Annotated in this window: 10 protein-coding genes; 2 read left to right on the top strand and 8 right to left on the bottom strand. The window is 72.1% G+C overall.

The window, feature by feature from the left end; translation table 11 throughout:
• A partial coding sequence (locus C503_RS0136505) for a transposase (protein ID WP_211222531.1) occupies positions 1-206 on the bottom strand: 206 nt, incomplete at its 3' end.
• 178 nt (positions 207-384) lie between these two features.
• Here C503_RS0136505 and C503_RS0136500 point away from each other — a divergent pair.
• Positions 385-1,236 (top strand): class I SAM-dependent methyltransferase, encoded by an 852-nt coding sequence (locus tag C503_RS0136500; protein ID WP_033401449.1) that lies wholly within the window; start codon positions 385-387, stop codon positions 1,234-1,236.
• On the opposite strand, the gene C503_RS42330 is transcribed toward C503_RS0136500, so the two are convergent.
• The 7 genes from C503_RS42330 to C503_RS0136465 all read right to left on the bottom strand — a co-directional run bounded on the left by C503_RS42330 (position 1,158) and on the right by C503_RS0136465 (position 14,602).
• Positions 1,158-3,383, bottom strand: a complete 2,226-nt coding sequence (locus C503_RS42330; RefSeq protein WP_018687145.1) for an ATP-binding protein — start codon at positions 3,381-3,383, stop codon at positions 1,158-1,160. The genes C503_RS0136500 and C503_RS42330 overlap by 79 nt on opposite strands.
• Positions 3,384-3,399: 16 nt before the next feature.
• Positions 3,400-5,427 carry a hypothetical protein gene (locus C503_RS0136490; RefSeq protein WP_018687144.1) on the bottom strand — a complete coding sequence of 676 codons (2,028 nt, stop codon included), beginning with the start codon at positions 5,425-5,427 and terminating at the stop codon, positions 3,400-3,402.
• Positions 5,424-7,226, bottom strand: a complete 1,803-nt coding sequence (locus C503_RS43975; RefSeq protein ID WP_018687143.1) for an Hsp70 family protein — start codon at positions 7,224-7,226, stop codon at positions 5,424-5,426. Before C503_RS43975 ends, C503_RS0136490 begins: the two co-directional genes overlap by 4 nt.
• Complete coding sequence (locus C503_RS43970) at positions 7,207-8,994, bottom strand: SPFH domain-containing protein (RefSeq protein ID WP_018687142.1); 1,788 nt, start codon at positions 8,992-8,994, stop codon at positions 7,207-7,209. The genes C503_RS43975 and C503_RS43970 overlap by 20 nt, the downstream gene beginning before the upstream one ends.
• A complete protein-coding gene (locus C503_RS43965; protein ID WP_051115037.1) occupies positions 8,991-10,553 on the bottom strand; it encodes a serine/threonine-protein kinase in 1,563 nt (520 codons plus the stop codon). Before C503_RS43965 ends, C503_RS43970 begins: the two co-directional genes overlap by 4 nt.
• A gap of 111 nt (positions 10,554-10,664) precedes the next feature.
• On the bottom strand, positions 10,665-13,988 hold the full coding sequence (locus tag C503_RS0136470; protein ID WP_018687141.1) for an AAA family ATPase: 3,324 nt from the start codon (positions 13,986-13,988) through the stop codon (positions 10,665-10,667).
• A 14-nt stretch (positions 13,989-14,002) separates the two neighbouring features.
• Positions 14,003-14,602 carry a dihydrofolate reductase family protein gene (locus C503_RS0136465; protein WP_018687140.1) on the bottom strand — a complete coding sequence of 200 codons (600 nt, stop codon included), beginning with the start codon at positions 14,600-14,602 and terminating at the stop codon, positions 14,003-14,005.
• A 277-nt stretch (positions 14,603-14,879) separates the two neighbouring features.
• Here C503_RS0136465 and C503_RS46580 point away from each other — a divergent pair.
• On the top strand, positions 14,880-15,087 hold a 208-nt coding region (locus C503_RS46580), incomplete at its 3' end, for a helix-turn-helix domain-containing protein (RefSeq protein ID WP_342663437.1).

The raw sequence follows: 15,087 nt of genomic DNA, 5'->3' as shown, positions 1-15,087 counted from the left end.
TGATCCCACGTCGAGGTGGACACGAACTGCTGCAACCGCTGGTGATCGACACCGAGCCGCGCCGCCATCGGCTGCATCGACTTGCGCTTGCCGTCCAGCATCAACCCACGCACATACAACTCGCCCTTCGCCCGCTGATCACGCCGCGCGAACCCACCGAACATCGACCCGGCGAAGTCCTCGATCACCGGCCGAACCCGAGCCATCTCCTCCGGAGTCACCCAGTAAGAAGATCACACGCGACAGCCAACCGAACATCCCACCTAACAAAGCACTACTAGTAGCGTGTCACGGTGCCGGGGTGGTGGAAAGCGCCACCACCCCGGCACGAAGTCACCCGGCAGCATTCCACCCGATCAAGCGCGGCGGTCGTATCGTGGGGTCGTGAGCGATGACGAGGTGCGGGTCCCTACCGGCGTGGGTATGACCGCCATCGGGGTGGCGGCGATCCGGGCCCACGAATCCCGACGGGACGACCGGCTGTTCGACGACCCGCTGGCGACCCGTTTCCTGGCCGCCGCCGGGTGGACGGCACCCACGGCCGCCGAGATCGAACCCCGGCGCGCCCGGTGGCGGATGTTGCTGGTGGCCAGCATTCCCATCCGCACCCGTTTCCTGGACGACTACCTCCGCGCGGCCACCGACGCGGGCTGCCGCCAGGTGGTCCTGCTCGGCGCAGGCCTGGACACCCGCGCCTACCGGCTGGCCTGGCCCGACGGCACCCGCCTGTTCGAAGTGGACCTTCCGGACATGGTCGGCTTCAAGAACGCCGTGCTGTCCGATGTGACGCCGTCCTGCGACCGCGTCCCGGTCATAGCCGACTTGACGGACGACTGGCCCACGGCGTTGAAAACCGCCGGTTTCGATCCCACCGCGCCGACGGCGTGGGTCGCGGAAGGGCTTCTCGTCTATCTCACCGAGGAACAGAACGAGTCCCTTTTGACGGATATCGCCGCTCTCTCCGTACCCGGCAGTCACCTGGCCCTGACTTCCCTTGACCCCGGCCGCCTGGATGCCATCCGTGAACGCCACGCCGACGGGCCGACGCATTCCGTCGTCCGACTGTGGCGGTCGTCGGCGCCCGAGGATCCGGTGGCCTGGTTGGCCCGATACGGCTGGCGGGCCACCGCGTACGACCCGGCCGAACGAGCTGCGAGCTACGGCCGCCCCAACCTTTTCGACGCCTTCGAGAACCCGCCGAGTTCCAGAGGACTGGTCAGCGCCGTCCGGATCTGAGGATCGGCGGACATCCTGGCCCGCAGGTCGTGGATCCGGCGGTCGGCGAACCGCTCGTATATGGACAAAGCGTGTGTCCAGCAGGCGTGGGCGCGGTGCGGATCACCCAGGGCGAGCAGCGAGGTGCCCATCGCGTCGAGGACGGCGCCGAGGTCCGGTTCGTAGATCAGCTCGCGCGGGACGCGGAGGGCCCGTTCGCCCAGGGCGACGACTTCCTCGTGGCGGTGCAATGGTTGCAGGGCCAGGGCAAGGTGGTAGCGGGAGAAGATCATGCCCTCGTGGTCGGCGGCCTGCTCGCGGAGGCGGATGCTTTCCCGCGCGTGGTGCAGCGCCTCCTCGGGACGGTTCAGGCCCACGAGCGCGGCGCTGACGTTGCAGTGCACGAACGCCTCCTGCCTGCCGCGATCCGTGCCCCGGCTCAGGGTTATCGCGGGCTTGAGATAGGCCAATGCCTCGGCGAAACAACCGGCTCTGACGTGAGCGGTGCCCAGGTCATTGCGCGCATTGCACTCCAGGTAGGCGTCCCCCAGCTCCCTGGCGAGGTCGAGGGCCTGGCGCAGTTCGGTGACCGCGACGGTCCAGTCCCCGACTTGCAGGCGGCACCAGCCGGATCGGGTCAGGAACACCGCGCGAGAGGTCGGATTGTTCGTCCGCTGGGCGGCATCGATGCCCAACGCGCACACCGTGAATGTCTCGTCCCAGTAGGCGTAGTGGAACAGGAACGACTCGACCGTGTGCACCAGGCGCACGACCCAGTCGAACCGGCCTGCCTCGGCGGCGTGTCGGATCACCGCGTGCACGTTGGCGTGCTCGGCGACCAACCAGGCGCGCGCGGAGTCGGCGTCGGTGAACTCCCGTTCGGTGCCGGGCGGTGGCAGTTCCGGGTCCACCCAGTGGATGTAGATCGGGTAGAGGACGCGGTTCGCGACGCAGCCGGTATGCGTGTACCAGGCGAGCAGGGCATCCAGGGCCCGCTCGCGGTCCTCGGGCGGATCGACCCGGCGGGCGGTGCCTGCCGCGTGGGCGCGCAGGAGGTCGTGGAACTGGTACCGGCCCGCGCCTGCCGGTTCGATCAGGTGCACCTCGGCCAACTCGTCCAGCAACCGCCGGGCCTCGGTGGCGGGCACGCCCGCGACCGCGGCCGCCGCGTGGACCTCGATGTCCGCGCCCGGGTGCAGACCAAGGCGACGGAAGAAGCGGGCCTGGTCGGCGGTGAGCTTGCGGTAGGACCAGTCGAACACGGGGCGCACCGCCGTGCGTTCGTCGGGAACCGCGCTCAGTGTGTCCAGGAGGCTGTCGTCGTCGCCCATGTCGGCGAGCAGGTCTTCGATGCTCGACCGGGATCGCGTGGCGATCCGACTGCCTGCCATGCGCAAGGCCAAGGGCAAGCCCGCGCAGCGACGGGTGAGCTCTCCGAGGGCATCGCGTTCGGCGGCCGCCCGCTCCTTGCCGACGATCGCGCTCACCAGCCGGGTGGCGTCGGCGGGCGGCAGGACATCCAGTTCCAGCCGCGTGGCCCCGGCACCGGCCACCAGACCGGTGGGGCGGTCGCGGCTGGTCACCAGCACGAAGCAATCGGCGCCGCCGGGGAGCAACGGGCGGACCTGCTCCGCCGAGTTGGCGTTGTCCAGCAGGACCAACAGCCGCTTCTCCGCCGTCAACGACCGGAACAGCTGGGTCTTGGCACACTCGCCCAGCGGAATGCCCTCCGGCCGGACTCCCAGTGCCCGGAGGAAGCCGTCGAGCACCTCCTGCGGCTCGGCCTGGTGGGCGAGGCCGTAACCGTGCAGGTCCGCGTACAGCACGCCGTCCGGGAACCGGTCGCTCACCCGGTGCGCCCACTGCACCGCCAACGCGGTCTTCCCGACACCGGCGAGGCCGTCCACCGCCGTGATCACCACCGCCGCGCCCGTTCCGGCGTCGGCCAGCAGTGCGTCGAGGGCGGCGAGTTCCCGGTCCCGGCCGATGAAATCGCGCATGGCAGGCGGTAATTGCCGTGGGCGACGGTCGGTCATCTCCGACACGACGACCTGGTGCACCGTGCCCGCCTGGATCAGTGCACCGGCCCGCACCGACCCGGCCCGGTTGTGCACCTCGGCCTCCTGGCCCTCCTGTACGAGCGGGAGTCTCTCAGCGTCGGCGGCCACGCGTCAGGTCATTCCGTCAGTGGACCTTGCGGACGACGAGTTCCGCCTGGCCGGGGTGGCGCAGCCGGACGCGGTCGTCCAGCGGGAAGGCGCGCAGGTGCACGGGGCGGGCCATCCGGCGTGGAATGGTGATCTGCTGGGTGGTGTTCGGCGCCAGCCTGGCCAGCTCCAGGCCGTCGCGGACGCTGCGCGGGGCGGAGCCCGGCTTGGCGATCACCACGATCGCCGGGAGCCCGCCGGGGCCGTGCGCCGACACCACGTGGGTGCCGCTCTCGAACCAGCGGGTGGGCCGGATCGAGTACGACACCTCGGGCGTCGGCCGGGCCCGGACCGTCGCGAGTGGACCGTAGCGGCCGTCCAGGCACGGGCAGACGCCGAACCAGTGCTCGTCCAGGCCGTGTTGCCGCACCTCGACGGGCTCGGCGAGGTAGCCGTCCCTGGTGATGTCCAGACAGTAGGCGCGGGAGTCCGCGGGCCCGGTAGGCGGCGTGCCCACCCGCCACACCACGCGGGCGTGCGTCACCCCGGGCGGCCAGTCCCATTGCAGGCGCATGCGCGCGCCGACCGGTGTCGCGGAGAACCCGGTGATCGACGGCACGGGCATCGCCACGGTGGTGGGCCGGGGCGACTCGACCTGCCAGGGCACCGGCAGCACCTCGGCCTCGGCATCGGCGGGCCCCGGCCCCTTCCCGAACGGCCACCCACCGAAGTGCACCGAGTCCTCCGACCGGAGACCAGCCACCGCCACGAGCGGGACGTCCACCCGCGCCAGCTCGGCCGTGCGGACATCGACCGGTCCGGTGCCCGCGCCCGGCCCCGCGCTCTCGACCGGGGCAAAACCCTCGCCCCGGTCGGTGCTTTCCCCCTGGTCGGTGCTCCCAACCGGGTCACTGCGCTCGGCCTGCTCGTCATCCGGCCTGCTGCTCGCGCCGAGCGGGGGCACGTCGTCCAGGTGGTCGGGGTCCAGGTCGTCGGGGTCCAGGTGGTCGGGGTCCAGGTCGTCGAGGTCCGGGCGGTGCTCGGCGGTGTCGACGAGCATCGGCCGGTCCGCCTCGGCGACCCGGGCCCGCAGCTCGTCGCGGATGGGCAGCCAGTCCGCGGGGAGCGGGTGCAGGTCCAGGATGTCCAGCGCCGCTCGGAGTTCCCCGCTCGCGATGGCGGCGGTGTACTCGTCGACCCACCGGGGTTGTGCGTCCGGGGTCCACCAGGCCGCGTAGGCGAGGGCGTCCGGGTCGGCCACCAGGCCCGCGGCGGCGCACCGGTCCAGGTCGGCCACCACCGCGCGGACCGCCGCGTAGCCGAGCGGGCGCCTGCCGTGCGCCTCGGTGACCAGCTCGTGCCGCACCACGTCCGGCAGGCCGCCCGGTTCCGCGAGCCAGTGGCGGATCAGGGCCAACAGCGTGCTCTCCGCCGTGGCGGCCCGGTCCCGCGCGACCCGCAGGCGTTTGCGGCGGGCGTCGATCTCGGGCACCGACGTGTCCACGCCCGCCAGGCCGGGAGCACCGGTCAGGTAGTCCCACAGGTTCGCGTAGGGCAGGTCCACGAGGCACTCCCCCACCTGCCGCCACCGCTTCGGCACGCCGATCGGGGTCAACGCCGCCCAGTCCCGCTCGTCCGCACCGATCATGCCGAGCGCCGTCGGGACATCCGGCCGCGCCCACCGATGACCGGTCTCGGCGATCAACGCGGTCACCGCGGTCGGAGGAATCGCGGGGGCGCCGTGCAGGCGGTGGCGAAGCAATTCGGCGAGCACACCCAGGTCCTTCTCGATCTCGGCTCGGTGCGTCTCGCGCCGCCCGGGATCGCGCAGCACCTCCTCGGCGCCGGAACGCGCGGCGCGCAAACGTTCGCATCCTCTGGTGTGCACGCGGATCTCCGGTAGCCCCCACTGCCGGGGCACGGTCGCCACCGCTTCGTCCACATCGGACTGGACCGCGTCCGGGTCGAGCCCGTAGACCCGGAACAGGTTCCGCGACGGCGACCACCCGCGCTGCACGGGCCGCACCACGTCCTCGACGTACCGCGCCGGGTCGAGCGCGCTCACGGGCGGATCCCGGGCAGCGGCGGTCCCTCCTCACCGGCCGGGACCTGGCCGTTGACGTGCAGGTCCACCGACAGCTCGGCCCCGTTGCCCGCGTACGCGCGCACCCCGAGGATGCCATCGCGGCCGAGCTCGTAGTCCAGCCGCACCTCGTAGCCGCGCGGGATGCCCGGCGGCAGCCCGCGCAACGTGCCGTGCCAGAGCGGGCTGTGCTCCTCGACCTCCTCCGACAACGCGTCGGTCATCGACTCGTACACCCGGATCGCCATGTCCCGCTGGTCGTCGCGCACGGTGAACAACGTCCGCGTCACCCGGGCGGGCTTGACGTCGTTGGGCCTGATCAGCCAGGTCAACGCCCGGCCTGCCGCCGGTCGCCCGGGATCCCGGGCGATCTCGACGCCATAGCCCTTGGACGTGACATCCGTGATCGCGGGGAGGTCCGCCCACCCGTTCCCGACGGCCGACCCGCAGGCCGGAGCCTCCATAGTGGACACACCGGGGCCGTCGGGTCGGGGCATGGCCGCGGACCTCGGATCATCCACCCGCGACGGCAGGGCGGCCCCCGGTCGAAGCGGCACCGAGTCGACGTCCCGGACGGGCCCGGTGGACACCACATCGGCGACCGGCGTCGACGGGAGCGGCATCGACAGGGGCGACGTCGGGCCGTCCGAACCGACCACCGCCGACCCGCCCGCCGCGACCCGGGCGGCGATCCGCGCCGCGCCCCTGGCCACGATGTGCTCCGCGTCCCGCGCGGGCCGGGCGGGCGGCAGGTCCGGCAGCATGGCGGCCAGCTCCCTGGCCACCGCCGGGCCGCGCGCCATCCCGCCGACCAGCAGCACATCGTCCACCCGGGTCACCCCCAGGCCGCGCGCCTGGTCGAGCAGGTCCCCGGTGAACTGAATGGTCCGATGCAGGAGCCCCGCCGTCGCCTCCTCGTACTCCGCGCGCGTCACGGTGACCGGCACGGGTTGCCCCGAGGCGTCCCGCACGGTGAACGTGCAGCGCTCCCGCGCGCTCAAGGCGATCTTGACCCGCTCCACCTGCTGCCGAAGCCCGGTCAGCAGCTCCGACTCGGCGCGCAGGTCCGCCACGTCCACCCCGACCCCGGCCACCCGCTCCAGCACGATCTCGGCCAGCTCGGCGTCCCAGTCGGCCCCGCCGAGCCGGTGGTCCCCGCCGGTCGCGACGACCCGCAGCTCGGCGGGCGACAGCCGGACCAGGGTGACGTCGAACGTGCCCCCGCCCAGGTCGTAGACCAGCACGGTGCGCTCCCCCGCCGCACTGCGCAGACCGTGCGCGACCGCCGCCGCCGTCGGCTCGTTCACCAGGTCGAGCACTTCGAGCTCGGCGAACCTGCCCGCCGCGACCGTGGCCTCCCGCTCGGCGGACCCGAAGTAGGCGGGCACGGTGATCACCACGTCCGCGATCGGCCCCTCCACCGGCACCGGCCTGCCCAGGCCGATCAGCGCGTCCTCGACGACCTTGCGCAGGATCACCCCGGAGACGTGCTGCGGGTACCAGGACCGGCCGTCGACCTCGACCGTGTGCCCCTGCCCCATCTCCCGCTTGATCAACGTGACCACCCGGCCGGGATCGTCGCCCAGCCGGGCCAGCGCGGACTCGCCGACGGCCGCCATGCCGTCCGCGGCAAGGTAGACCGCGGACGGGGTGGTCAGCCCGCCCTCGGCGTTGGGCACCACGGTGCCGGACGGGTCGTCCGCGACCACCGCAACGCACGTGTTGGTGGTGCCCAGGTCGATGCCCAGCACCGCCCGCGGCTCAGCCGTCCGGATCGGCATCGGGGATCACCTCCGGGTGACCGCGCTCGATCCGCTCGGGCTCGGTCGGGATGTCGATGGTCCAGCCGCCCTGGCGCGGCGGCGGGGTGCGGTGGTCGCGGATGAGCTGGGGCAGCAGCAGCGGGGCGACCGAGGAGCTGTCCGCGCCGGACACGATCACCTGCGGCACCGGCGCCTTGACCATGATCGCCGCCTTGCGCTCGTCGGCGCGGTGGTCGCGGCCGAACAGCTTGATGAACGCGCGCTCCTCGGCCTCGATGCCCTCGGTCACGATCTCCAGCTTGCGCCGCTCGATCTGGTTGATCACGTCCTGGCTGGCCAGCTGCTCGGTGAGCTCCCGGCGCCGCTGCCGGGCGGCCACCACCTTGCGGAACTGCTGGTCGATCTCCTCGGACTGGAAGGTGAACGAGCTGATGGTGGTCAGCCGGGCCACCACGCCCTGCTCGTCCAGCGCCCTGGTCACCTGGTCGGTCAGCCTGGTCTGCACCGAGTCCAGGCCCTCGATGAACTGCTCCACCGTGCGCTTCACCGACAGCTGGGTGAAGTAGCCGTGCACGACCGGGCCCAGCACCCGCTCCACCAGCCGCTTCACCGCGGCGGCCTTGCGGTGCCCGGTGTCGCCGTCCTCGTCGGCGTCCTCGCCGAACCGCTTGACCAGCAGCGGCGCGGTGCGGGCCGGGATGGCCAGCGTCTGGGTCAGCTCGACCCGGATCGGCACCCCCTCGATCTTGAACTCGATCGGCCGGAGCGCCGAGTCGTAGCGGTCCGCGGCGCCGTCCTTGACCTGCCAGGACAGGATCAGCTCCCGGGTCGGGATGTGCACGACCCTGGCGAACAGCGGGTTGATCGCGTAGGTGGCGCCGCCGGGCAGCGTCTCGGTCTGCGGGCCGACGCGGCCGCCGTTGGCCAGGAACATCCAGGGCAGCTGGAAGTGGTCGTGGCCGGGCACCACCGGGGCCAGGTCGGCGCTGGTGTCGGTCCAGGCCTCGTCCCTGGCCCGGCTCTCGGTCACGATCACCACGCCGACGTCCTCGCCGTCCACCGACTCCAGGCGCAGGTCGTCGGGGCGCAGGTCGAGGTTCTCCGGGACGGTGTCCACGGTGTACACCTCGAACATCATCGGATTGATCGCGTAGCTTGAGCCGCCGGGCAGCACCGCCTGCTGGATGCCCTGCTGGCCGCCGCCGACCAGGAACGCCACCGCGTTCTGGAAGTGGTCGCACTCGACGTGGTCGGCCAGCGTCCGGCCGGGCGGCATGATCGTGCCCACGTTCGCCTTCACCAGCCCGATCGACCGGGCAGGCACCACCACCCTGGGCACGACCCGCACGCTGAACAGCTCGGGGTGCAGCGCGTAGGTGCCCGCGGGCAGCACCTCCGCCTGCGGGCCCTGCTGGCCGCCGCCGCGCTGGAACGCCACCACGTCGCGGAACCCGGCGCAGCGCACCGGCCGGGCGATGGACTGGTTCATGGTCAGCGGCCGCCCCAGCCGGGCGTGCACGACGCCGACGCAGTCCGGCGGGATGACGATGTTCTCCACCACGACCACGTCGTAGAACCACCACGGCACCCAGGTCAGCCTGCCGCTGTCGATCACCCGCACGGCCGAGCCGACGGCCACCGGGCCGCTGCCGATGCGGCCGAACCGCCGGGTGACGATGGCCGAGCGGTGCAGCGGCACGTTCACCAGGCCGCGCACGAACACCATCACCGCGACCACCAGCAGCGCGATGAACACCACCAGCAGGATGACCCCGCCGTCGCTCACAGTCGTTCCCCCCTCAGTCGCCGGTGCACGGCGGAGACGGTCTGGTCCCAGCGGTCGAACCAGCGGCCGCCGACCTCGGCCGCGCGCAGGGTCGGGAAGAAGCCCGCCGGGAAGTCCGACCGGCGCGTCCAGCGGTGGTAGTCGGCGGGGATGACGCGCGGCTCGCCCCAGCCGAACGCCCGGGACAGGGCGCTGAGGTCGAGGTCGCCGTCGGCCGGGTAGAGGTCGCGCTGGGCGCGGAACCCGTGCCGCCGCTCGGTCTCGTCGTGCCAGATCCGGGCGCAGGAGCGGAGGAACTCGGTCTCCACGGTGTCCAGCCGCTCGGGATCGGCCCAGCCGACCTCGGCCCCGCCCGCGGCGGTGAGCAGCAGGACGGTGGTGAGCTGGTCCGCCCCGACCAGATCACCCCGGGCGAGCGCCTCACGGACCGGTTCGAGCACGCGGTCCGGGTGCGATTCCGGCACGGCAGGTGCTCGGGGAGCTCGGACCAGTCTGCGGAGCTCACGCAGTTGTTCACGTCCGGGCAACTGGTGGACGCGGGCATCGAGGAAGACATCGGCGGCGGCCTCGACCCCGACCGCGACGGGCAGCACGGTCACACCCCGGCGGACGGCGGCGGCGCGCATGTCCGTGATCACCCGGTCCGGCCGGTCGTCCTCGACGGCGAGCAGCACGGCCGCGTCGGCGAGCACGTCGGGGTCGCGCGACACCCGCACCGGCAGGCCCGCGTCGACGAGCACGTCCCGCAGCCGGGCCGTGTAGCCGTCGGTCCCGCACAGCACGAGCGGCGCGGCGACCGCGTCGAGGTCGGCCAGGATCTCCGCCACCGTCGGCCGCAGGCGCGGATTCTTGGACAACGCGGCGGCGACCAGCTCGCGCACCGAGCCCGGCACCGCGCGCACGTCGGCCTCCTCGGTGCGGATCCGGTGCACCAACCGACCGGTGTCGCCGATGAACGGTTCACGGCCGGTGGCGGCGTAGTGGACCAGGCAGCCCCACGAGTACACGTCGGACGAGTACGAGGCCTGGTCCGTGCCGAACAACTCCGGGGCGAGGTAGGGCAATGACCCGACCACCTTGCCGGTGCTGGTCACCACCCCCAGCTCGGACACGTGCGCGGCGATCCCGAAGTCGATGAGCACGGCCCGGTCCCGGGCGACGATCACATTGGACGCCTTGAGGTCCCGGTGCACCAGCTCCACCGCGTGCGTGTCGCGCAACGCCGCCGCTGTGTCGCGGGCCAAGGCGACCAGGCGGTCGCCGGTGAGCACGCCCGCCCGGTCCAGGGTGGCGCCGGAAACGTACTCGGTGACGATGAACCGGGGCTCGGCCTCCAGCTCGTAGTCGACCAGCGCGGCGGTGAACCGCGACCGCACCCGCCCCGCGGTCGCCACCTCCCGCGCGAATCGGGCCCGGTAGGACCGGTCGGCCGAATAGGCGGAATGAATCTTTTTCACGGCAACCCGCGCGCCGGTTCCCTTGTCCTGGGCCAGGAACACCTCACCCATGCCGCCCACGCCCAGGCGTCGCAGAATCTCGTAACGACCGAGGCGATCCACCGATCCCCCTTTCGGGTCGATGGCCGCACTATATCGAGAATCAGCGAATGGCCGCCCGCGTGTCCGAAAGATGTCAAAGAAAATACGTACCGGCCCGCTGTCCACGTTTTGTCATGGCCACCACCGATGCACGTCGTGTACCGCCGTTCGGGTGTCCTCGTCGAACTCGTCCCCGCCGAGCGCGCGCAGTCGCGGCAGCGCGATCGAGAGCAGATGCAGGCACTCGACCCGGTCCACCGACCACAAGGAACATCGGAGCACTCCGAGGAAATCCGCATCCGATCCGACCACGTCCCGCGCCCTGGTCACCACGAGTACACGCAGGTCCCGATCACGCGGACCGAGCGTCTCCAGCGTGGCGGCCAGCTGCGCGGCGGTCGCCAGCGCGGGCACCAGCCGCGCGAGCGCGCGGGCGGTGTCGGCGCGACTGTCGAGCACAAGCGCCAGCGCACGCTCCACATGCCCGCTCGGCAGGTGTGGGACGAGGCCCGCCAGGGAACGGGCCCGCCGGTCGTCGTCCGGCGCGGACGCGAGTCGCGCGAACAGTTCGGCCGCCACGGTGGCCCGGGTGCCGGGCGGCACCAGGACCGCCTCCCTCGCGAAGGCGCGCACGCGGGTGTGCACGTCCTCCACATCGACGCACGGTGTGGACACTCCGGCCTCGTCCGTGTCCCCGAGCAGCACCGGCACGGCGGCGTGCGTGGGGTGCGGGTTGGTGTCGAACAGCGCCCGGTGCCCCCGCGTCGCCCCCGTACCGGTCGCCGCGGGGTCCGAACGGGCCAGTGCCAACGCGAGCAGGGAACCGCCGGTCTGGATGGCCGTGGTCGCGCTCAGCGCGGCGCGCACCGCGATCCGCTCGGATTCGCCGGACAGCGACGACGCCAGCCGGACCAGGAGGTCGGCGCGGCGCGGCAGGTGCCACAGGTCCTTCACGTCGGCCAGCGCCAGGTCGGCGTACCCGGGCACGTGTTCGGCCAGGCTGACCAGCGCGGCGGCGCGGTCCGCGGCGCCCAGCAGAGCCGTCCACTCCGACAACCGGCCGACCGACGCGTCCCGTTCGGACTCCCCGACCAGCGGCAGGGCCGCGGTGACCAGGCGCACCCGGTCGGCAAGGTCGTCGAGGTAGGCGCACCAGACCTCCACCGCGCGGCCGCGCTCCCGGTCGGGCAGCAGCGGCAGGACGGCGCGGTAGGCGTCGACCCGGTCGACGTCCTCCTCGATCCGGCACGCCATCTCGACCGCGAGACCGCGCCAGTCGACGGACGGTCGGATACCCCGCGCCAGCGCCTCGACCAGCCGGACCGTCGGTAGCGCATCCGGTGCGGCGTCCCGGATCGCCTCGGCGACCGGCTCGGCGCGCACCGAGGGCAGGTATGGGAGCACCGCGCACAGTGCCTCGACCCGGTACCCCGGATCCCCGACCTTCATCGCGACCGCCAGCACCTGTGCCGGGGCGGTCGGGGCGAGATCGGCGAGCAGCCGGACCCGGTCGCCCTCGTCCACCACCCGGGACACGGCGGTGACCGCCTCGGCGACCGATCCGCACTCGTCCGCCGACCGGGACACCAGGGCGACCAGCACCCGGGCCCGCGCGGCCGTCGTCATCGTCGCGGCCAGCTCCTCGACGCGGTCGGCGTCCAGGTAGGGCAGCAGCTCGCACAGCGGGCCGACTCGCCGGTGGTCCTCGGTGGTCTCGGCCAGCGCGGCGAACGCCCGCTCCGCCGCGGGCCGCCGTTCGTCCTCGGGCAGGTGGGGCAGCACGCCCGCGATCGCCTCCGCCCGGTGGTGTCCGGTGACCAGGTCCGCCGCGTCGAGAATGTCGGTGATCACGGTGTCCTGGTAGGGCAGCAACGCCGTCAGCGCCCGGTACCGCTGGTTCACCGCGAGCCGACGGGCATGCTTGACCGCGCGCGTCGGGGGCCACACTCCCGCTTCCACCAACGCCACCAGCAGCTCCGGCAGGATGGCGACGGCGCGGCTGGTCAGGGAGCTGCCGACGAGGTGGTAACGGAGTTCGTCGGGCAGCGTGACAGTCGGATCACCATCGGCCAGGGCCTGGTCGGTGCGGGACTGGACGTCGCGCAGGGCGGTCGCCACGTCCTGGAGGTAGTCGTCGAGCGTGTCCGCTTCATCGTGAGCGGTGAACCAGGTGTTGTTGTCCTGTCGCGATAGTGCCAACAGGCGATGCAGGTCGTGCACGCGATCTGCGTCCACCAGATGCCGGGCCAGGTGGCGTAATGCGTAGCCGGGCACGGGTTCGTCGTCGTGCTCGACCACACGCAGGTAGTGGTCCACGATCCGGTGGCGAGCGGTGGTGGTGGCCGCGCGCAAGGTCTCCATCCACAACCACTCCGCGTCGGGGGAGTCCGGGGAAGGTGTGTGTCCGGTGAGGAACTCGCGCAGGCTCGCGTGGTAGATCTCGAACGCGCGCGTGTCCGTCCCCTGGGCACTGAGGAACGGGCGCAGCGCGGTGTGACACCAGTCAAGGGTTTGCGTGTGCCCTGCACCGGCGAGGCTCGCGAGCGTCGCGGCGTCCAACGGTTCCCTGGCGACGGCGAGGGTGGCCAGGACCGGGAGCAGGTCGTCCCACCGGGGATCGGCGCGCCAGCGGTCGAGGGTGGCGCCGTAGTAGACGGTCAGGTCGGCGGGCAGGTCCTCGATGTTCTCCCGGATCCCCTGTCGGAGTTCCGCGAGGACGTACCTCAGATATATCCACACGCCACCGCACTTGTCGGCCAGGGCGTCGGCCTGGTCGGCGGGCAGGACCGAGTGGAGATGGGCGCGTAGATCGTCCATGTTGTCGTCATCGTCGGCGGCCAACCGGATCACCTCGCGGGGCGCGCCGCAGCGGGGTGGCGGGCTGCCGGTCCGGTAGGTCCCGATGATGTGGACACCGTCGGGCAGGTGGCCGGGCAACCCCCAGGGCTGCCCGTCCACCTCGGCCTCGTCCGCCCCGTCCACCACCAACACCACGGGCCCGCGCTCGGCGGCCCGCGCCAACAGCGTGTCGAACCCGTCGGGCGTGCAGGCCTGTTCGGGCAACATCCCCGTCTCGGCCAGCCCGAACCGCCGCGCGAGCCGACCTGCCAGGTTCGCCAGCCCGACCCGCACCGTCCCGCCGCGCGGCAGCCGGGCGAAATGCCCGACCCACTCGCGCTCCCGGACCAGGTACGCGGCGAGCGCGGTCTTGCCGACCCCCGCGTCGCCCTCGATCCACAGGTAGCCGCAGCGCCGGTCGCGCAGGAACGCCTCGATCCGCGCCAGCAGCCAGGCCCGCCCGGTGAACCCGTCCCGCAGCACGTCGGCGATCAACGCCCGGTCGTCCCGCACCGCGTCGTCGACCGCGGGCGCCCCGACCCGCCCCAGGTACATCGTGCCCGCCTGGTACACCGACCCGTGCACGCCGACGGCGACGTTCTCCACCTCCGGGGTCACGACCCCATTCTGACTCAGGCGGGCGTGCGCGCGTAGGTCACATGCGTGACAAACCCGGTGTGCCGGGCCTCGACCACCTGCCACTCGGTCCGCCCGACCCCGTCGAACAACCGCTCCCCCTGCCCGAGCATCACCGGCGCGACGTGCAGCCGCAGCTCGTCGATCAACCCGGCCGCCAGGAACTGGTTCACCGTCGCCGCCCCACCCGTGATGGAGATGGACCGGTCCCCCGCCGCCGCCTTCGCCCGCTCGAACGCCTCCCCCATCCCCCCGGTGACAAAGTGGAACGTCGTCCCACCCTCCTTCTCGACCGATTCCCGCGGGAAATGCGTCAACACGAATACCGGCCCGTGATACGGCGGCTCCGCGCCCCACCACCCGGTCCACTCCGGATCCCACTCACCACGACCGGGCGTGAACATGTTGCGCCCCATGATGTACGCCCCGGCCTCGGTGATCCGCCGAAGCTCGTCCGCGTTCTCCTCGGCCGCCTCGAACATCCACCGATGCAACACCCCCTCGACCCCGTCCCCGAACGGCGCGTCGAACCGCTGGTTGAACCCGGCCACGTAGCCGTCGATGGACATCGCCATGTCACAGGTCACCTTGCTCATCACTGCCTCCTCACACCCGGACCTCGCTGTCACCGACAAAACGGAGCCACTCCCGCCCCTTCTACACCCACCTCGTGTGACCCGCACCACAACACCACTCCCGGGCGATCGCGCAGGACACGCACCCAGCCCCAGCCCCAGCCCCAGCCCGACATCGACATCGACATCGACGACGCGATCGCCCCGACCCAAAGCAGGCCCCGCTTGACCTCAATGGGTCGATGCGCCGCCTGTGAGATGATCTTCATGGGTTCATGAGTGATCGGAGATTGCCTCGGTGGCGTGTCGTGTGGTGTTGGGTGTGGAAGAGCGGGAGACGATTTCGCGGGAATTACGCGCGGGAAGATCGTTGCGGTGTATTGGCCGGTTGTTGGGCAGGCATCATTCGGTGATCGCCCGGGAGGTCGCGCGTAACGGTGGTCGCGAGGGGTATCGCGCGGCCTCGGCTGTGCGGCGGGCGCGGCGAACGTGTCGCAGGCCGAAAA

The sequence above is a fragment of the Actinokineospora enzanensis DSM 44649 genome, from assembly GCF_000374445.1.
GTDB classification, from domain to species: Bacteria; Actinomycetota; Actinomycetes; order Mycobacteriales; family Pseudonocardiaceae; genus Actinokineospora; species Actinokineospora enzanensis.
This window is presented reverse-complemented; position numbering and strand designations above follow the sequence as displayed.

Bases quoted from the DNA above. Each gene is read 5' to 3' on its own strand.
- C503_RS43975 (WP_018687143.1), bottom strand. From the start codon at position 7,226: ATGCCGATCCGGACGGCTGAGCCGCGGGCGGTGCTGGGCATCGACCTG.
- C503_RS0136465 (WP_018687140.1), bottom strand. From the start codon at position 14,602: ATGAGCAAGGTGACCTGTGACATGGCGATGTCCATCGACGGCTACGTG.